An 18,836-nucleotide genomic window follows, 5' to 3' on the forward strand; every position below is an offset into this window, starting at 1 on the left:
TTTGCTGATGCTCTGATCGGCGCGCCGGTCAGGGCGCGGGGTTTGGATGTTCCGTGTGTATCGCCTCGATTGCCGACAGAACTTCGCTGGATAGCTTGAGCTCAGTGCTGTTGATGTTGGACTCCAGCTGCTCCCGCGTCGTGGCGCCGATGATGTTGCTGGTCACGAAAGGTTGCGCTGTTACATAGGCGAGCGCCATTTGCGCCGGGTCCAGGCCGTGATCGCGAGCGACTTTGATGTAGCGAGAGCACGCTGCTTTTGCCTGGGGATTGTTATAGCGCGCGAAGCGTTGAAAAAGCGTAAGGCGCGCATTGGCAGGGCGAGCATCATTCTCGTATTTGCCGCTGAGCATGCCGAATGCCAGTGGCGAGTATGCGAGCAGGCCGCATTGTTCGCGGATGCCAATTTCCGCCAAGCCTACCTCGAAGCTGCGGTTAAGCAGGTTGTAGGGGTTCTGTATCGACACGGCACGTGGCCAGCCGCGAGCTTCGGCCAGCTGCAGATATTTCATCAGGCCCCAGGGCGTTTCATTGGAAAGGCCGATGTGGCGGATCCTACCAGCTCTGACTTCGTCATCCAGTGCCGCCAGCGTTTCTTCCAGGGGGGTGAAGTCGTCCTCCTGGTATCGATAGCCCAGTTGACCAAAAAAGTTGGTGCTGCGCTCCGGCCAGTGAAGTTGGTATAGGTCGATCCAGTCGGTCTGCAGTCGGCGGAGGCTGTCATCCAGTGCGGCACGGATCTGTGTGCGATTGAACTTGGGTTGCCCGTCGCGAATGTGGGTGATGCCGTTGCCGGGTCCGGCAATCTTTGTGGCGACGATCCAGTTGGTGCGGCCTCCGCGCATCTTGAAATAGTTGCCGATATATTGCTCGGTGGTTGCATAGGTTTCGGGGCGTGGCGGTACCGGATACATTTCCGCTGTATCAATGAAGTTGATACCTGCGGCTTTCGCCTGGTCAATCTGCGCAAATGCTTCGACTTGGTTGTTCTGCTCGCCCCACGTCATTGTGCCCAGGCAAAGCGAGCTCACTTTCAGATCTGTGCGACCTAGCGGACGAAAATCCATGAGATACCTCGTGCAAAAGAGTAGGGGGGGCGCAAAAGCTTAACGAAGATGGGAGGGTTTCTGCTCATGAGAGTGGCTGTGTCCATCCAAGTGCCCTGGCCCGGGGAGCGGCTCTGCGTTACCTCGCCGGTGGATAACCCTCGGTGGAGCTGAGGCGGGCGATTGGCGGCAGGAGTTCCGCTACATTAATAAATGTTGGTTGCTATTTTTCTGACAATCAGGATAATTCCGCAGCCTGTCGCCGGGGATGCCTAGCCTGTCGACGCAAGTCAAAGGTAGGGGATGCCTAGCCTACCGAATCATTGCCGTAGCGGACGCGCTGACCCGAGCCCCCGATAGCGTCTGTTTCCGGCTGCCCTGGTCTTGCCAGGGCGAGCACCATTCAGTAAGATTCGCCGTCTTATTTTCAGGGCGGCCCCTGAGGCTATAACGAATGAAGACATTTACTGCTAAACCGGAAACCGTCAAGCGCGACTGGTTCGTCGTCGACGCTGCCGGCCAGACCCTGGGTCGTCTGGCAACCGAAATCGCTAGCCGCCTGCGTGGCAAGCACAAGCCGGAATACACCCCTCACGTAGATACTGGCGATTACATCGTTGTGATCAACGCTGAGCAAGTGCGTGTCACCGGTGCCAAGACCACTGACAAGATTTACTACTCTCACTCCGGTTTCCCGGGTGGCATCAAGTCGATCAACTTCGAGAAGCTGATCGCCAAGGCGCCCGAGCGTGTGATCGAGACCGCGGTTAAAGGCATGCTGCCGAAGAACCCGCTGGGTCGCGACATGTATCGTAAGCTGAAAGTGTACAAGGGTGCTAACCACCCGCATACCGCTCAGCAGCCCCAAGAACTGAAGATTTAACGGAATAGTTCATTATGTCGGCGACTCAAAATTACGGCACTGGCCGTCGCAAGACTGCAACCGCGCGCGTCTTTCTGCGCCCGGGTACTGGCAAAATCTCCATCAACAACCGTGAGCTGGATAACTTCTTCGGTCGCGAAACTGCCCGCATGGTCGTTCGTCAGCCGCTGGAGCTGACTGAGACTGTCGAGAAGTTCGATATCTACGTCACCGTTCTCGGTGGTGGTGTCAGTGGTCAGGCTGGTGCTATCCGTCACGGTATCACTCGCGCCCTGATCTCGTATGACGAGACTCTGCGCAGTCCGTTGCGCAAGGCTGGCTTCGTCACTCGCGATGCTCGTGAAGTGGAGCGTAAGAAGGTTGGTCTGCGCAAAGCGCGTAAGCGTCCGCAGTACTCCAAGCGCTAATTCGCGCTTCCAAAGAAAACGCCCAGTTTCGTTCGGAGCTGGGCGTTTTTTTTTGCTGCGATTTGTGCCGGTGCGACAGTGTGTCGCGCGCCGGAGGGCCTGGTCTGGCTAGGCGTTAGCGGCTTTGTGACAGGCTATTACCTTGTCAGAAGAAGGTCTTTTCTTTACCATTTGGCGAATTTTTCGCGGCCCAATTTTACGTAGTACATGCCTGCTCTAGAGCGGGCCATAAGAAGCTGATGGGAGACGACTGAATGAGCAATGACGGCGTGAATGCAGGCCGGCGTCGCTTCCTTGTGGCCGCCACTTCGGTGGTGGGCGCTGCAGGAGCGGTGGGTGCCGCGGTCCCGTTCGTGGGATCGTGGTTCCCGAGTGCCAAGGCCAAGGCTGCCGGTGCGCCGGTAAGGGTAAATATCAGCAAGATTGAGCCGGGGCAGCAGATGGTCGCCGAGTGGCGCGGTCAGCCGGTATTTATCGTGCGTCGAACCGAGGAGATTCTTGGCAATCTGGAAAAGGTTGCTGGTCAGGTGGCTGATCCGGAATCTAAAGACTCTGAGCAGCCCGCTTATGTCGATCCGAAGAATCGGGCTATCAAGCCAGAGCTTCTGGTAGTGGTTGGTCTGTGCACTCACCTGGGTTGCGCGCCGTCATTCCGCCCTGAGGTGGCTGCAGCCGATCTCGGAGCTGATTGGCTCGGCGGTTATTTCTGCCCCTGCCATGGCTCCAAGTACGATATGGCTGGTCGCGTCTATAAGGCGCAGCCAGCTCCCTTGAACCTGCCGGTGCCCCCGCACTCGTACGAGACCGATAATGTAATCATCATCGGTGTGGACCAGGAGAACGCCTGATGAGCAAGTTCATGGAATGGGTCGACGCCCGCTTCCCCGCGACCAAGATGTGGGAAGACCATCTTTCGAAGTATTACGCTCCCAAGAACTTCAACGTTCTGTATTTCTTCGGTTCGCTGGCGTTGCTGGTGCTGGTCAACCAGATCCTGACCGGTATCTGGCTGACAATGAGCTACGAGCCGTCCGCCGAAGGTGCTTTCGCGTCCGTCGAATACATCATGCGCGACGTCGAGTACGGCTGGATTCTGCGCTACCTGCACTCCACAGGTGCCTCGGCATTCTTCGTGGTGGTCTACCTGCACATGTTCCGCGGCATCCTCTATGGCTCCTATCAGAAGCCGCGTGAGCTGGTGTGGATCTTCGGCATGATGATCTACCTGGCGCTGATGGCCGAAGCCTTCATGGGCTACCTGCTGCCATGGGGCCAGATGTCCTACTGGGGTGCCCAGGTAATCATCTCGCTGTTCGGTGCTATTCCGGTTATCGGTGCGGACCTGACCCAGTGGATCCGTGGTGACTACCTGATCTCGGGCATCACGCTGAACCGCTTCTTCGCCCTGCATGTCGTTGCCCTGCCGATCGTCATCCTCGGCTTGGTCGTACTGCACATCCTGGCGCTGCACGAGGTTGGCTCGAACAACCCGCTGGGCGTCGACATCAAGAAGACCAAGGATGAAAACGGCGTGCCGCTGGACGGCATCCCGTTCCACCCGTACTACACCGTGAAGGACATTGTCGGTGTCGTTGTGTTCCTGTTCGTCTTCTGCGCCGTGGTGTTCTTCTTCCCTGAAATGGGTGGCTACTTCCTTGAAAAGCCCAACTTCGAAGAAGCGAATGCGCTGAAAACCCCAGCACACATCGCCCCTGTTTGGTATTTCACGCCGTTCTACGCGATCCTGCGCGCAGTGCCCGACAAGCTGCTCGGCGTGATTGCCATGGGGGCTGCCATCGCCGTGCTGTTCGTTTTGCCTTGGCTGGACCGTAGTCCGGTCAAGTCCATGAAGTACAAGGGTTGGATGAGCAAGGTCGCGCTGCTGCTGTTCTGCATCTCGTTCGTCATTCTGGGTGTGCTGGGCGTACTGTCTCCGACTCCAGGTCGCACCCTGCTGTCGCAGATCTGTACGGCAATCTACTTCGGATACTTCATCCTGATGCCGTTCTACACCAAGCTCGAGAAGACCAAAGTGGTTCCGCAAAGGGTGGATGGCTGATGAAAAAGCAATTTGCTGCATTGATTCTTGCAATTTTGCCGGTCTTTACCTTCGCGGCCGGTCCGGAGGTTCCGCTGGATAAGGTCGATATCGACCTGACTGACAAGGCTGCCATGCAGGATGGCCTGAAGACTTTCGCCAACTATTGCATGGGTTGCCATAGCGCCAAGTTCCAGCGCTACGAGCGGGTCGCGACCGATCTGGGGATTTCGGAAGAGGTGATGATGGATAACATCGTCTTTGCCGATGCCAAGTTTGGTGACCACATGAGCATCGGCATGAAAGCCGAGGACGCCAAGGTCTGGTTCGGCGCTGCGCCCCCTGACCTGACGCTGGTTGCGCGCGTTCGTGGCAACGACTGGTTGTACTCATATATGCGTAGCTTCTACGAAGACCCGGCTCGTCCCTACGGCGTGAACAATACGGTCTTCCCGAATGTGGGTATGCCGCACGTACTGGCTCCGCTTCAGGGGCGTCGTGTCGTAGGCTGCAAGCAGGTTCAGGTAGTCGAAAACGGTCGCAAGCAGTTCGATCCTCTGACTGGTACGCCTATCACCCAGGAAGCCTGCGATCAGATGGTCGTCGAACCTGGTACCGGCACGCTCTCCGAGGCTGAGTACGACGAGAAGATCAAGAACCTGGTGACCTTCCTTGCCTACTCGGCAAACCCGGTCAAGCTGGAGAGCCAGCGCATCGGTACCTATGTACTGTTGTTCCTGGCTGTGTTCTTCGTGTTCGCCTACCTGCTCAAGCGTGAGTACTGGAAAGACGTTCACTAAGCACTTCGTTTCCATTTGCAGTACCTTGCGCGCGCCCAATGGGCGCGCGCGTTTTTTCTGCTCCAGAATTAAAAGTGAGGAAGGACCCATGGCTGCAACCAATCGGTTGGGCTGCTATTCAGATCCTGCCGACCACTATTCCCATCGTGTGCGTCTCGTGCTCGCAGAGAAGGGCGTCAGCGTCGATATCCTTGATGTCGAGGCGGGGCAGTGTCCGGTCAAACTGGCTGAGGTGAATCCGTACGCCACTGTTCCGACGCTCGTCGACCGCGATCTGGCGCTCTACGAACCAAGTGTGATCCTGGAATATCTGGAGGAGCGCTATCCGCATCCGCCGCTGCTGCCGGTCTATCCGGTCGCGCGAGCCAACACGCGCCTTCTGGTCTATCGCATTCAGCGCGATTGGTGCTCGCTGGCTGATCGCATTCTTGATCAGCGGACCGCTGAGCCCGAACGTGTCCAGGCGCGCAAAGAGCTTCGTGAAAGCCTGATCGGCGTATCACCGATTTTTGTGGAGAAGCCCTACTTCATGAGCGATGAGATCAGTCTCGTCGACTGCTGCCTGTTGCCTATCCTCTGGCGTTTGCCCAGACTCGGTATCGAGTTGCCCCGAGCGGCTAAGCCGCTGCTCGACTACATGGAGCGCAACTTCGCCCGCGAGGCCTTCCAGGCCAGTCTTTCCGCCGTCGAGCGCGACATGCGCTGAGAGAGGATGTCTTCATGAATTCAAGCCGCCCGTATCTGGTCAGAGCGCTCTACGAGTGGATTGTCGATAACGATTGCACACCGCATCTGTTAGTCAACGTCGACTATCCAGGTGTGCAGGTGCCCGCCGGCTTCGCCAGTGACGGTCAGATAGTGTTGAACGTCGCGCCAAGCGCCGTCCGCCATTTGCACATGGATAACGAGGCGATCAGCTTTGAAGGCCGTTTTGGTGGTGTTTCGCATTCGTTGAACGTGCCGTCTGCGGCGGTGATGGCCATCTATGCCAGGGAGAATGGCCAGGGCATGGTGTTTGAGATCGAACCAACGCCGCCCGACGACAATGTGCCGGGCGATAGCGGAGCTTCTACTGATGAAGGGCCACGGCCGGGTGGACGTCCGAGTCTGAAGGTAGTGAAATAGGCGGGCGCGGCGCCCGTGATCTGTGATCCGGGCGCCGGCAAATGCTTCAGTCGATGTACTCGAACAGTTTGACGATGCGCTGGACGCCAGCAACGCCTTGAACGAGGTTGGTAGCGCGGTTGCCTTCCTGGCGAGTCACCAGGCCCAGCAGATAGACGATCCCGTTCTCGGTGATCACCTTGATTCTCGAGCCTGGCACGCTGTTATCGGCGAGCATCTGGGTCTTGATCTTGGTGGTCAGCCAGGAATCGTTGCTGCGTGCCAGCGCAGATGAGGGCGGCAGGATCTGCAGTTCGTTGTGAACGCGCTTGACCCGCTGCACGCCGCTTGCAGCGCGCTCAGCCATTTCCTTGAGCTCCGCCCGCGGGGTCTGCCCAGCAAGGAGTACGACACCGTTATAGCTGGCGACGACCACGTGTGAGCCCTGGTCGAGGTCGGGATGTGCCTTGGCGATATTGACCGCAGCCTTGGTCTCGATCAGCGAGTCGTCAATCTTGCTGCCAATGGTGCGAGTGCCGCGATTGTCGGCGATTGGGTCATCACGAGTAGCGGTCAATACTGAGCTACAGCCGCTGACGGCCAAGCAAAACCCCAGGGCGATTGCAGGCAAGCGGAACACGGTCATTCCTCACTCCCGAACAGTTGATTGTCGATCAGGTCGCACAAGCAGTGGATGGTCAGCAGGTGAACTTCCTGAATGCGAGCGGTCACTTTGGCTGGTACGCGGATTTCGACATCCTCTGGCAATAGGAGTGACGCCATTCCGCCGCCGTCGCGTCCAGTCAGTGCTACCACCAGCATTTCTCGGTCGTGAGCGGCCTGGATGGCCTGGATCACATTGGCAGAGTTGCCGCTGGTCGAGATAGCCAGGAGTACGTCGCCGGGCTGCCCTAGTGCACGAATCTGCTTGGAGAACACTTCGTTGTAGCTGTAATCATTGGCAATCGAGGTAATCGTCGAGCTGTCGGTGGTCAGTGCGATGGCCGGCAGACTCGGACGCTCGCGCTCGAAGCGATTGAGCAGTTCGGAGGAAAAGTGCTGTGCATCGCCGGCGGAGCCGCCGTTCCCGCAGGTGAGAATCTTGCCCTCGCTCAGCAGGGCGTTAACCATTACCTGGCCAGCCTGCTCGATGCTGGGTGCCAGCACTTCCATAGCCTGCTGCTTGGTTTCGATGCTGGCCTGGAACAGCTGGCGGATTCGGGTTTGCATATCCATTGGTGATTGACCTTCAAGGTGGCAAGCGCGTCCGGTATCTGACGGACGACGCGCTTGCGGTTCGCTAGGGCTGGGCGGCATCGTGCAGCAGTCGCTGCGTAATGGATCGTTCAGCTATCAAATGCGTTGCGGATCCAGTTCAGGTTCTCGGTTTGTCCGGGCGCGGCGATCGCGACGACGTCGAATCGGCAAGGGCTTCGTGCCCAGCGGCTTTCCTTCTGCAGGAACAGCTGGGCGGCCCTGATCAGCTTCTGTTGCTTGCGCGTATCGACGCTTTCCAGTGCGCCGCCCCATGCGGCGTGGCGTCTGTAGCGGACCTCGACGAATACTACTGTATCGCCGTCGAGCATGACCAGATCAAGCTCGCCGCTGCGGCAGGACCAGTTGCGCTCAAGCAGGCGAAGCCCTTTGCCGCAGAGGTAGCTCAGTGCGAGGGCTTCGGCAGAGCGTCCGCTGCTCTGGCTGTGGCTCATTACTGCGTTTCGTCCAGGCGCTCCACTGCGCCGTCGCGGAACTGGGCCCATGGCAGTTGGCGCTCGATGCGCTGCTGCGGGTTCAGGCTCAGGGTGCCGGAGAGCCCTTCCAGGTGTGTGTCCGGAAGCGCCAGCAGCTGGTTCAGCCGTGGCGCCAACAGGTATGCGTCGGCACCCATCGCGTAAAGGCGGCCCAGGGTGCCGCCAGCCTGCGGCCACTTTTGCTCGACTTCCTGACGTAGTGGCAGCTGGTCGTCCAGCAGCCAAGGGGTTTCGGCGAAGCGTATGCCCTCGAGATCCAGGTATTGGGTACGGTCGTGGCTGGCCGCGTGCAGATGCGAGGTGGCGTAGACTGGAAGGTCGCCGGCATATTGGAAGATCAGGGTGGGTCTGACCTGCTGGGCCTGTTGTGGTGTCGCCGCGAGGAAGATGAAGTCTACGTCCTGGCGGCGGGTCGGTTGGCTGGTGGTGGAGGCGTCGGTGACGCTGCTGACCCGACCGGCGCGGTTCTCGCTGTTGCGTAGCTGCAGTAGGTCAGCAATCTGGTTGGCCAGTTGCACCGGCTCAGCCAGTGGCTCGGCAGCCACTAGCGTTCCGCCGAGCTCCTGCCAGCTCTGGCGAAATGCGTCGAGAACTCGGCCGCCCCAGTCGCCTCGAGGTGCTAGCGCGATCGCGCGGCGATGGCCGTCCGCCCAGGCACGTCTAGCGACTTCCCGGGCTTCGTCTTCGGCGGCAAGGCCGAACTGGAAGAGCTGTGGAGGAGTGCGCTGTCCGGCGTCGCTGTAGTTAAGTGCCAGCGTGGTGATGGGGAGTTGGTCTCGCTCGGCGAGTTGGCGAACCAGATCCTTTTCCAGTGGGCCGACGACAAGCTGCACGCCGGCGGCCTGAGCTTGGCGATAGAAGTCGTCGATGGAGGTCATGCGGCTGCTGTCATAGAGCTCGATGCGTAGTGCTTGTCCGCTCTGCTGGGCATGCAGATGGGCGGCTAGAAAGCCGTCCCGCAGGGCCCGCGCCACGCTCGCTAGCTGACCCTCCATGGGAAGCAGAAGCGCGACGTGATTCAGTGGCTGATCGGCCAGCTCTCGTAGTTTTTGCAGCGGTTCGGGCAGTTGCTGTGCGGCAGGGTGCTGTGGGTTCTGTGCAATCCACTCATCTATAGCGCGCTGTTGCTGAGCTACTGTGCCGGCTCGCTTCAGGGACAAGGCAAGCGCCTGCCAGCCGGCAAGGTCCGCATCCGCCGCCCTCTGTAGTTCTTTCTCGGGTAGGGCGGATACGAGCTTCCAGATGCGTTCGTGGTTCGCTCGCGCCTGTTCGCCGCTCAGCAGCGGGGCGGTGAAAACCCGCTCACGTGCAGCGGCGTGCAATTTGTTGGTCGCCTCAAGTGCCTCTGCGCGTGCCAGCTGACTGCGAACCTGCTGCTCCACCGGTAGTTCGGCCAGGCGCTCGAATGCCGGGTGGCGGAATGCCTGCACGGCCCGTTCCGGCTCGTCATCGGCGAGCGCGATTTCCGCTTGTAAGGTCAGTGCAAAGATCTGCTGCGCCGGTTTGAGCGCTTCCACCTGGACCTGTTCGAGAATGCTGCGAGCCTGTGCATTGTTGTCCTGTTGGAAGCTCTGGTCTGCTGCGGCCAGGCGCAGCTGTGCGGCTTGTTCGGGGTCGCTCTGCTCGGCCTTTTGCAGCAACTGCTGGGTAGAAGCCTGAGGGGTGCGAGGCAGCTCGCCAAGAGTTGACGAGGGGGAGCTGGCGCAGGCTGCAAGTATGGAGGCGATGCAGAGAAGAAAGATGGGGCGTAAGCAGGCCATTAGATGATCGTTCCTGAAAGCACTGGCGAGTGTTGGCGGATTGTACCCAAGCACTGGAGAGGCCGCGATGTTGCGGCGGTGAATCGGGCTACAATGCGCATTTCCGTGACAGAGGTAAGCCCTTGTGACTGCCAGCGATGGTGCGAATTCCGGAGTAGGTACGCTTTATGTCGTCGCTACGCCTATTGGCAATCTGGAGGACATCAGTGCCCGCGCGCTGCGGGTGCTTAAAGAGGTGTCGTTGATCGCTGCGGAGGATACCCGGCACTCATCCCGCCTGCTTGCACACTTCGGTATTCAGACGCCTTTGGCTGCATGCCACGAGCACAACGAGCGTGAAGAGGGTGGTCGGTTCCTCGGTCGGCTGCAGGCGGGCGAGAGCGTGGCGTTGATTTCCGATGCCGGTACGCCGTTGATTTCTGATCCGGGCTATCACCTCGTGCGTCAGGCCCGCGCTGCGGGTATTGCCGTTGTGCCGGTGCCGGGTGCTTGTGCACTGATTGCTGCACTGTCGGCGGCTGGTTTGCCGTCGGATCGGTTCATTTTTGAAGGTTTCCTGCCTGCCAAGGCAGCAGCGCGCCGTGCGCGCCTTGAGGTCCTCAAAGAAGAGCCGCGCACGCTGATCTTTTATGAGGCTCCGCACCGCATTCTCGAATCGCTCTGTGATTTCGAGGATGTGTTCGGTTCCGATCGGCTTGCAGTGTTGGGTCGCGAGCTGACCAAGACATTCGAAACGCTGAAAGGGCTGCCGTTGGGCGATCTGCGTGCTTGGGTCGCGGCTGACAGCAACCAGCAGCGGGGTGAGTGCGTGGTGCTTGTCGAGGGTTGGCAAGCGCCACGGGATGAAAGTGCGGTGGGCGCGGAGTCGCTCCGGGTGCTTGATCTATTGCTTGCCGAAATGCCGCTCAAACGAGCGGCAGCCGTAGCGGCGGAAATTACCGGTGTACGCAAGAACCTGCTCTATCAGGCGGCGTTGGAGCGCAAATAGTCGTCGGCGATGACCGCGTCCGTTAGGTGGTGCGCTTGCAGGCGGCGCCTCACGACGATACTCTGGCGCCCGGAGAGTCGATCGGACAGTCGCTGTCTCTTTTTGTTCCGGCAAGAAGGGAGGGAGGAAAGTCCGGGCTCCATAGGGCGAAGTGCCAGGTAACGCCTGGGAGGCGTGAGCCTACGGAAAGTGCCACAGAAAATAACCGCCTAAGCGCTTCGGCGCCGGTAAGGGTGAAAAGGTGCGGTAAGAGCGCACCGCACGGCTGGCAACAGTTCGTGGCTAGGTAAACCCCACTTGGAGCAAGACCAAATAGGGATCCATTGGCGTGGCCCGCGCTGGATCCGGGTAGGTTGCTAGAGGCAGTCAGTGATGGCTGTCGTAGAGGAATGGCTGTCCTCGACAGAACCCGGCTTACAGATCGACTCTCCTCCTCTTACTTCCTTTCGTAACCTGTATTTTTAATTCCGAAAGATTCTTGCTCTTAACAAAGTACTTTAACTTTGTTGGGCAACGCCTTGCGCTTCCTCGAAATTGTCTTTTCATCCCTCCGCTGTTCTCGTCATATCTCCTGTTAGCGCCGCTAAATTGCCGCTCCGTAAGGCTTTTTCCCCTCCGGCTCGCCTTGACGGTGGGGCGGCTGCGTTTCTATAGTGCGCACAAGTGGTAGGAAGTGGCAGAAAGTGGGTAAATATGGGCATGGATAGCTAATTCAGGGGAAGCGCAGCCGTGTTTCGCGGAGCTAACGCCATCAGTCTCGACGCCAAAGGCCGGCTAGCCATGCCCAGCCGGTATCGCGACGAGCTGAATTCCCGTGGCGATGGCCAGCTGATCATCACGATCGATGCCGTGGACCGCTGTTTATGTATTTACCCGTTGCCCGAGTGGGAGCTCATCGAGACAAAGCTTCGCGAGTTGCCGTCCCTGCGCGAAGAAGCCCGTCGTCTGCAGCGGCTGTTGATCGGTAATGCGGTTGATCTGGAGATGGATGGCAGTGGTCGGGTGGTGGTGCCGCCACGTCTTCGGGACTACGCCCGGCTAGACAAGCGGGCGATGCTCGTTGGTCAACTGAACAAGTTTCAACTGTGGAACGAGGACGACTGGAACGCGATTTCTGATGCGGACCTGGCGGCCATCAAGCAACCCGGCGGTCTGCCGGAAGAACTACGTGACCTTATCCTGTGAACCAGATCAGCAGCCTGCGACATATCACCGTGTTGCTCGACGAAGCCGTCGCGGCGCTGAACGTGCGTCCAGATGGGCGCTATCTGGATGGGACCTTCGGGCGAGGCGGTCATAGCCGGCTGCTATTGCAGCAGCTCGGTCCTGATGGCCAATTGCTAGGCTTCGACAAGGACCCGTTAGCCATCGCTACGGGGCAAGCACTGGCGGCCGAGGACGGCCGCTTTGTCGTTGTGCAGAGAAGTTTTGCCGAGCTGGGCGAGGAAGTCGCGCAACGCGGCTGGGTCGGGACTGTCAGCGGTGTTTTGCTGGATCTTGGTGTCTCCTCGCCACAGCTGGATGATGCGGAGCGTGGGTTCAGTTTCCTCAATGATGGTCCGCTGGACATGCGTATGGACCCCAGTCGTGGTCTCAGCGCTGCGGAATGGATCGCCCAGGCGGACGAGGACGAAATCGCGCGGGTATTTAAGGAATACGGCGAAGAGCGTTTTGCCAAACGCATGGCGCGTGCCGTGGTGCAGCGCCGTGCCGAGGCACCTTTCCAGCGTACGGCTGATCTCGCCAAGGTGCTGACCGAGGCCAATCCCGCCTGGGAGAAGGGCAAGAATCCGGCAACGCGTGCGTTTCAGGGGCTGCGCATCTATATCAATAATGAGCTGGGCGACCTGGAACGCGGTCTCGACGCAGCGCTGGAGGCTCTGGAGGTTGGTGGTCGGCTGGTCGTCATCAGTTTCCATTCGCTGGAAGATCGGATCGTCAAGCAGTTCATGCGTCGCCACGCCAAGGGTGAGGCGGACAAGTTGCCACGCGACCTGCCAATCATTCCAAAGGCTTTCGAACCGAGGCTGAAGCTGTTTGGCAAGCCGCAGTACGCTTCGGATGCCGAGGTGAAGGCCAACCCGCGTTCGCGCAGCGCTGTGATGCGCGTGGCGGAGAAGCTACGGTGAGTCGCATGCTGCGTTCCATGCCCAACGGCAGCCTGCTGATGCTGGTGCTGTTCGTCAGCGTTCTACTATCAGCGATTGCGGTCGCCTACTGTGCCCATTGGAATCGCCAGTTGCTAAACGAGCTCTATGGTGAGCTCAGTGTGCGTGACAAGGCTCAGGCCGAGTGGGGTCGCCTGATTCTCGAACAGAGCACCTGGACCGCGCACAGTCGTATCGAGACGCTGGCGACCGACCAGCTGCGCATGCACATTCCCGCGGCCGCAGACGTCAGGCTGGTGAAGCCATGATGAATCTTCAGGGCGCACTCTATCCGTGGCGTTTTCGCATCGTGTTGGTGCTGCTGGCACTGCTCGTGGGTGCGATCGCCTGGCGCATCGTCGATCTTCAGGTGATGGATCAGGGCTTTCTGAAGGGGCAGGGCGACGCGCGCAGCGTTCGTCATATTCCGATTCCGGCGCACCGCGGGTTGATTACCGACCGCAACGGCGAACCGCTCGCTGTAAGTACGCCGGTTACTACGCTGTGGGGTAACCCCAAGGAACTGCAGGCCGCACGTGCTCGTTGGCCGGAGCTGGCCAAGGCGCTGGGTCAGGAAGCCGCAATCCTGAGCGAGCGCCTGCAGTCGCAGGCGTCTCGTGAGTTTATCTATCTGGTACGCGGCCTGACTCCAGAGCAGGGGCAGGACATTCTCGATCTGAAGATCCCAGGGGTTTATGCCCAAGAGGAGTTTCGGCGCTTCTACCCTGCAGGCGAAGTGGCCGCCCACGTGGTGGGCTTCACCGACATCGATGATCGTGGCCGCGAAGGCATGGAACTCGCGTATGACGAATGGCTGGCAGGCGTGCCGGGCAAGCGCCAAGTGCTCAAGGATCGTCGTGGTCGCCTGATCAAGGATGTACAGGTGGTGAAAAATGCCAAGGCGGGCAAAGCCATGGCGTTGTCGATTGATCTCCGCCTGCAGTACCTCGCCCACAGTGAGCTGCGCAATGTGGTGCACGAGTACGGCGCCAAGGCTGCCAGCCTGGTGATGGTCGACGTAAAGACTGGCGAAATCCTCGCCATGGCCAACCAGCCCACCTACAACCCGAACAATCGCCGCAACCTGCAGCCGGCCGCCATGCGCAATCGCGCCATGATCGACGTCTTCGAACCAGGTTCGACCGTCAAACCATTCAGCATTGCTGCGGCGTTGGGAACCGGTAAGTACCAGCCGGATTCGGTCGTCAATACGCTGCCTGGATGGATGCGCATTGGCCGCTACACCATCCGCGATGTCTCCCGCGGTGGCATGCTCTCGCTGACCGGCATTCTGATGAAATCGAGCAACGTCGGTATCAGCAAGATCGCCCTGGATATCGGCGCCGAGCCGGTTTACGCCGTGATGCAGCAGGCTGGATTTGGCCAGGACACCGGGCTTGGCTTCCCCGGCGAGCGTGTGGGCAATCTGCCCAATCATCGCAAGTGGCGGGACGCCGAGACCGCGTCGTTGGCCTATGGCTATGGCCTGTCGGTAACTGCGGTTCAGCTGGCCCATGCCTATGCGGTACTGGGCAATCAGGGCTCCAACGTTCCGCTTTCCTTGCTGCGCCTGGATCGGCCGCAGGACGGCGTGCAGGTCATTGACAAGCAGATATCCGGAACGGTTCTGCAGATGCTGCGGGCAGTGGTCGAGGAAGAGGGTGGCGGCGGCGCGCGAGCCAAGGTGCCGGGCTACCACGTCGGCGGTAAGAGCGGTACCGCGAAGAAGATTTCCGGCACTGGCGGCTACACCAAGGACGCCTACCGTTCATTCTTCGCTGGCGTCGCGCCGCTTTCCAACCCGCGGATCGCTGCGGTGGTCGTCGTCGACGAACCGAGCAAGGGCCAGTATTACGGTGGTCTGGTCGCGGCGCCGGTCTTCGGCAAGGTCATGGCCCGTGCGCTACGCCTGATGAACGTCGCACCGGACAACCTGCCGCCGCCTGCGGAGCTGCAGACGGCCGAAGCGGCAAAAGGCAAGGGAGGGCGCATCTGATGCCGATGCCATTGAGTCACCTGCTGCCCCAGGCTGGCAGCGACGTGTTGATTCGCGAGCTGACCCTGGACAGCCGCAAGGTTCGCGGCGGGGACCTGTTCCTTGCTGTGCCGGGACTGCAGTTCGATGGCCGTGACCACGTACAGGATGCCATTGCCCGCGGTGCAGCCGCGGTCGCGTATGAAGCGGAAGGTCTCCATCAGGCTCTGACCGGGAACGCGGTAATGGTTCCGGTACAGCATCTGGCCAGCCAGCTGTCGGCGATTGCCGGACGTTTTTACGGCGAGCCGAGTCGCAATCTGCGGCTGGTAGGCGTCACCGGCACTAACGGCAAAACCAGCGTGAGCCAGCTGATCGCTCAAGCGCTCGACCGCCTCGGTGAGTCCTGCGGGATCATCGGAACGCTGGGTACCGGTTTTCATGGGCAGCTGGAGTTGGGGAAGCACACCACGCCGGACGCCATCGGGGTGCAAGCGACGCTGGCCAACCTGAAGCAGGAAGGTGCCCGCGCAGTCGCGATGGAGGTGTCCTCGCACGGTCTGGATCAGGGCCGAGTCGCGGCGCTGGATTTCGATGTTGCTGTGTTCACCAACCTGTCGCGGGACCATCTGGACTATCACGGCACGATGGACGCTTATGGCGCGGCCAAGGCGCGCCTGTTCGATGTGCCGGGCCTGCGCTGTCGCGTCATCAACCTCGACGATGGTTTCGGCCGCGCGCTGGCGGGCGAAGACCGCGAGTCACGGCTGATCACCTACAGCCTGGAAGACCCCTCGGCCTATCTCTACTGCGCCGAAGCGCGGCTCGACGACGATGGCATTCATGCACGGCTGATCACGCCGCAGGGCGAGCGTTCGCTGCGCAGTCCGTTGTTGGGCCGCTTCAATGTCAGCAATGTATTGGCTGCCGTCGGCGCCCTGCTCGGCATGGATTACCCGCTGGATGAAATCCTCGCTGTACTGCCCGAGCTCGAAGGCCCTGCCGGCCGCATGCAGCGCCTGGGAGGCGGCGACCATCCGCTGATCGTCGTCGACTATGCGCACACACCCGATGCGTTGGAAAAGGTCCTTACCGCCCTGCGTCCCCACGCTCGTGGCAGGCTGCTCTGCCTGTTCGGTTGTGGCGGCGACCGTGACCGCGGCAAGCGGTCACTGATGGCCGAGGTTGCGGAGCGCCTGGCCGACGGCATCGTGGTTACCGACGACAATCCGCGCAACGAAGCGCCGGAGCGCATTCTCGACGATATCCGTTCGGGTTTCGTCAATCCTGCGGCTGTCACCTTCACCCATGGTCGTGCCCAGGCGATTGCCAGTCTGATCGCCGCCGCGCGAGCAGAAGACGTCGTGGTGCTGGCTGGTAAAGGTCACGAGGACTATCAGGAAATTCGCGGCGAGCGCCTGCCGTTCTCCGATCTTGAGGAAGCCTGCAGGGCGCTGTCCATCTGGGAGAAGCCCAATGCTTGAATCGATGCGCCTGAGCGAGTTGCAGCAGCCATTGGCCGGTCGCCAGGTGGGGGCCGATGTCAGCTTCGCCGCGGTGAGTACCGATAGCCGGGCAATCGAGCCTGGGCAGCTGTTCATTGCGCTGACCGGGCCTCGCTTCGACGGCCACGCCTATCTGGCGGATGTTGCCGCGAAGGGCGCTGTCGCGGCACTCGTCGAGCGCGAGATCGAGACTTCACCGCTGCCGCAGTTGGTTGTTGCCGATACCCGCTTGGCGCTCGGGCGCCTGGGCGCGCGCAACCGCGACGCCTTCAACGGTCCGGTCGTTGCGATCACCGGTTCCAGCGGTAAAACCAGCGTGAAGGAAATGCTCGCCAGCATTTTGCGTAGCGCGCACGGGCAGAACGCCGTACTGGCGACTCGCGGCAATCTCAATAACGATCTGGGCGCACCACTGACCCTCCTCGAGCTGAGCGCCGAGCACCGCGCCGCGGTCATCGAGCTCGGTGCGTCGCGACCAGGCGACATCGCTTACACGGTGAAGCTGGTGCGCCCGGATGTCAGTCTGATTACCAACGCCGGGACCGCCCATGTCGGCGAGTTCGGCGGCCCGCACAAGATCGTCGAAGCCAAGGGCGAGATTCTCGATGGTTTGAGTGAAAGCGGCATTGCCGTGCTGAATCGTGATGACAAGGCCTATCCGGTCTGGGCCGAGCGTGTTGCCGGCAAACGGATCGTCTCTTTCGGTCTGGCCAACCCGCTCGCCGATTTTTCCGCCGGATCGATCGCCTACGATCGGCGCGGTTGCCCGAGCTTCGTGCTGACCGGCCCGCTGGGCAATCTCCGTATCCAGCTCAATCTGCTGGGCCGGCATAACGTTGCCAATGCCTTGGCGGCAGCCGCGGCGGCTTATGCGCTAGGTGTCGACGCCGATGCTGTTGTCGCCGGGCTGCAGCAGCTGCAGCCGGTCAAGGGCCGCGCCGTGGCGCAGATACTCGCCAATGGCGTGCGTCTGATTGATGACAGCTACAACGCCAATCCGGCATCGATCTGCGCCGCGATCGACGTACTGGCCAGCTTTGCCGGTCGCACCATCCTTGTGTTGGGTGACATGGGCGAGTTGGGCGAGTGGGCCGAGCAGGGCCATCGTGAAGTCGGCGCCTACGCGGTTGGCAAGGTCGACACACTCTACGCGGTAGGGCCGCTGATGGCCCATGCGGTTCAGGCGTTCGGTCCGGGGGCGCGGCACTTCGCCGACCAGGCCAGCCTCATCGACAGCCTGCGTGCCGAACAGGGCAGCGGCACCACCATTCTGATCAAGGGCTCACGTAGCGCGGCGATGGACAAAGTCGTCGATGCGCTCGCTGGGCCATCCATGGAGAAACACTGATGCTGCTGCTGCTCGCCGAGTATCTGCAACAGTTCCACAAGGGCTTCGCGGTCTTCCAGTACCTGTCGCTGCGTGGAATTCTCGGCGTACTCACTGCGCTCGTGCTGTCGCTGTGGATGGGCCCTTGGCTGATCCGCACACTGCAGATGCGCCAGATTGGCCAGTCCGTGCGTACCGACGGTCCGCAGTCGCACCTGTCCAAATCCGGCACACCGACCATGGGTGGCGCGCTGATTCTCAGTGCCATCGCAATCAGTACGTTGCTATGGGCCGACCTGGCCAACCGTTACGTCTGGGTGGTGCTGGCGGTGACCTTGCTGTTCGGCGCGATCGGTTGGGTCGATGACTACCGCAAGGTGATCGAGAAGAACTCCCGTGGCTTGCCGAGCCGCTGGAAGTATTTCTGGCAGTCGGTCTTCGGCCTTGGGGCAGCGGTATTCCTTTATATGACTGCACAGACGCCGGTTGAAACCACGCTGATCCTGCCGCTGCTGAAGAACATCGAGATCCCGCTGGGGATTGGTTTCGTGGTGCTGACCTATTTCGTCATCGTCGGCTCGAGCAACGCGGTAAACCTCACCGACGGGCTGGATGGCCTCGCGATCATGCCAACGGTGATGGTCGGCGGCGGCCTGGGCATCTTCTGTTATCTCTCCGGGAACGTGAATTTTGCCGAATACCTGCTCATTCCTTACGTGCCGGGCGCGGGCGAGCTAATCGTCTTCTGCGGTGCGCTGATTGGCGCGGGTCTCGGTTTTCTCTGGTTCAACACCTATCCGGCGCAGGTGTTCATGGGTGATGTCGGCGCACTGGCGCTGGGCGCCGCGTTGGGCACCATTGCCGTGATCGTTCGCCAGGAAGTCGTGCTGTTCATCATGGGCGGCGTGTTTGTGATGGAAACCCTGTCGGTGATGATCCAGGTCGCCAGCTTCAAGCTGACCGGCAAGCGCGTGTTCCGCATGGCGCCGATTCACCACCATTTCGAACTCAAGGGCTGGCCCGAACCCCGGGTAATCGTGCGCTTCTGGATCATCACCGTGATCCTGGTGCTCGTCGGTCTCGCCACCCTGAAACTGAGGTAATTG

At 60.4% G+C, this 18,836-nt stretch carries 20 protein-coding genes and 1 other RNA gene; 16 read left to right on the forward strand and 5 right to left on the reverse strand.

The features are described 5' to 3' along the window. Positions 1–28 precede the first annotated feature (28 nt). Positions 29–1,066, reverse strand: a complete 1,038-nt coding sequence (locus UIB01_RS04705) for an NADP(H)-dependent aldo-keto reductase (protein ID WP_038657345.1) — start codon at positions 1,064–1,066, stop codon at positions 29–31. Positions 1,067–1,499: 433 nt separating this feature from the next. Between UIB01_RS04705 and rplM the strand changes: the two genes are divergently transcribed. From rplM to UIB01_RS04740, 7 genes are all read left to right on the forward strand, one after another. After that, complete coding sequence (rplM, locus tag UIB01_RS04710) at positions 1,500–1,928, forward strand: 50S ribosomal protein L13 (RefSeq protein WP_038657347.1); 429 nt, start codon at positions 1,500–1,502, stop codon at positions 1,926–1,928. Between the two features lie 14 nt (positions 1,929–1,942). Further along, complete coding sequence (gene rpsI, locus UIB01_RS04715) at positions 1,943–2,335, forward strand: 30S ribosomal protein S9 (protein WP_003302797.1); 393 nt, start codon at positions 1,943–1,945, stop codon at positions 2,333–2,335. Positions 2,336–2,589: 254 nt separating this feature from the next. Further along, on the forward strand, positions 2,590–3,183 hold the full coding sequence (gene petA, locus UIB01_RS04720; RefSeq protein ID WP_038657349.1) for a ubiquinol-cytochrome c reductase iron-sulfur subunit: 594 nt from the start codon (positions 2,590–2,592) through the stop codon (positions 3,181–3,183). Next, complete coding sequence (locus tag UIB01_RS04725; RefSeq protein ID WP_038657351.1) at positions 3,183–4,394, forward strand: cytochrome b; 1,212 nt, start codon at positions 3,183–3,185, stop codon at positions 4,392–4,394. The genes petA and UIB01_RS04725 overlap by 1 nt, the downstream gene beginning before the upstream one ends. After that, entirely contained in the window at positions 4,394–5,173 is a 780-nt protein-coding gene (locus UIB01_RS04730; protein ID WP_038657353.1) for a cytochrome c1, read from the forward strand. Before UIB01_RS04725 ends, UIB01_RS04730 begins: the two co-directional genes overlap by 1 nt. A gap of 88 nt (positions 5,174–5,261) precedes the next feature. Beyond that, entirely contained in the window at positions 5,262–5,879 is a 618-nt protein-coding gene (locus tag UIB01_RS04735; protein WP_038657356.1) for a glutathione S-transferase N-terminal domain-containing protein, read from the forward strand. Between the two features lie 14 nt (positions 5,880–5,893). After that, on the forward strand, positions 5,894–6,298 hold the full coding sequence (locus tag UIB01_RS04740) for a ClpXP protease specificity-enhancing factor (protein ID WP_038657358.1): 405 nt from the start codon (positions 5,894–5,896) through the stop codon (positions 6,296–6,298). 46 nt (positions 6,299–6,344) lie between these two features. Here UIB01_RS04740 and UIB01_RS04745 read toward each other — a convergent pair whose 3' ends face one another. The 4 genes from UIB01_RS04745 to UIB01_RS04760 form a co-directional block, all read right to left on the reverse strand. Next, on the reverse strand, positions 6,345–6,923 hold the full coding sequence (locus tag UIB01_RS04745; RefSeq protein ID WP_038657360.1) for a BON domain-containing protein: 579 nt from the start codon (positions 6,921–6,923) through the stop codon (positions 6,345–6,347). After that, positions 6,920–7,513, reverse strand: a complete 594-nt coding sequence (locus tag UIB01_RS04750; RefSeq protein ID WP_038657362.1) for a phosphoheptose isomerase — start codon at positions 7,511–7,513, stop codon at positions 6,920–6,922. Before UIB01_RS04750 ends, UIB01_RS04745 begins: the two co-directional genes overlap by 4 nt. A 110-nt stretch (positions 7,514–7,623) precedes the next feature. After that, positions 7,624–7,986 (reverse strand): YraN family protein, encoded by a 363-nt coding sequence (locus UIB01_RS04755; RefSeq protein ID WP_038657364.1) that lies wholly within the window; start codon positions 7,984–7,986, stop codon positions 7,624–7,626. Continuing rightward, entirely contained in the window at positions 7,986–9,788 is a 1,803-nt protein-coding gene (locus tag UIB01_RS04760) for a penicillin-binding protein activator (RefSeq protein ID WP_038657366.1), read from the reverse strand. Before UIB01_RS04760 ends, UIB01_RS04755 begins: the two co-directional genes overlap by 1 nt. A gap of 124 nt (positions 9,789–9,912) precedes the next feature. Between UIB01_RS04760 and rsmI the strand changes: the two genes are divergently transcribed. The 9 genes from rsmI to mraY all read left to right on the forward strand — a co-directional run bounded on the left by rsmI (position 9,913) and on the right by mraY (position 18,833). Further along, the gene (rsmI, locus tag UIB01_RS04765; protein WP_038657368.1) at positions 9,913–10,776 is read left to right on the forward strand and encodes a 16S rRNA (cytidine(1402)-2'-O)-methyltransferase; all 864 of its coding nucleotides are present in this window, start codon (positions 9,913–9,915) and stop codon (positions 10,774–10,776) included. A 73-nt stretch (positions 10,777–10,849) separates the two neighbouring features. After that, positions 10,850–11,209, forward strand: an RNA gene (gene rnpB / locus UIB01_RS22555) — RNase P RNA component class A. 296 nt (positions 11,210–11,505) lie between these two features. After that, positions 11,506–11,961, forward strand: a complete 456-nt coding sequence (gene mraZ / locus UIB01_RS04770) for a division/cell wall cluster transcriptional repressor MraZ (protein WP_038657370.1) — start codon at positions 11,506–11,508, stop codon at positions 11,959–11,961. After that, complete coding sequence (gene rsmH, locus UIB01_RS04775) at positions 11,958–12,905, forward strand: 16S rRNA (cytosine(1402)-N(4))-methyltransferase RsmH (protein WP_038657371.1); 948 nt, start codon at positions 11,958–11,960, stop codon at positions 12,903–12,905. Before mraZ ends, rsmH begins: the two co-directional genes overlap by 4 nt. A gap of 5 nt (positions 12,906–12,910) precedes the next feature. Then, positions 12,911–13,192 carry a cell division protein FtsL gene (ftsL, locus tag UIB01_RS04780; protein WP_302474594.1) on the forward strand — a complete coding sequence of 94 codons (282 nt, stop codon included), beginning with the start codon at positions 12,911–12,913 and terminating at the stop codon, positions 13,190–13,192. Further along, positions 13,192–14,919 (forward strand): peptidoglycan D,D-transpeptidase FtsI family protein, encoded by a 1,728-nt coding sequence (locus UIB01_RS04785; RefSeq protein ID WP_038657375.1) that lies wholly within the window; start codon positions 13,192–13,194, stop codon positions 14,917–14,919. Before ftsL ends, UIB01_RS04785 begins: the two co-directional genes overlap by 1 nt. After that, complete coding sequence (locus tag UIB01_RS04790) at positions 14,919–16,382, forward strand: UDP-N-acetylmuramoyl-L-alanyl-D-glutamate--2,6-diaminopimelate ligase (protein WP_038657377.1); 1,464 nt, start codon at positions 14,919–14,921, stop codon at positions 16,380–16,382. The genes UIB01_RS04785 and UIB01_RS04790 overlap by 1 nt, the downstream gene beginning before the upstream one ends. Next, positions 16,375–17,751, forward strand: a complete 1,377-nt coding sequence (locus tag UIB01_RS04795; RefSeq protein WP_038657380.1) for a UDP-N-acetylmuramoyl-tripeptide--D-alanyl-D-alanine ligase — start codon at positions 16,375–16,377, stop codon at positions 17,749–17,751. Before UIB01_RS04790 ends, UIB01_RS04795 begins: the two co-directional genes overlap by 8 nt. After that, positions 17,751–18,833, forward strand: a complete 1,083-nt coding sequence (gene mraY / locus UIB01_RS04800) for a phospho-N-acetylmuramoyl-pentapeptide-transferase (protein ID WP_038657382.1) — start codon at positions 17,751–17,753, stop codon at positions 18,831–18,833. Before UIB01_RS04795 ends, mraY begins: the two co-directional genes overlap by 1 nt. The last annotated feature ends 3 nt before the right edge of the window (positions 18,834–18,836 follow it).

Origin of the sequence: Stutzerimonas decontaminans (assembly GCF_000661915.1) — a bacterium.
GTDB lineage: Bacteria > Pseudomonadota > Gammaproteobacteria > Pseudomonadales > Pseudomonadaceae > Stutzerimonas > Stutzerimonas decontaminans.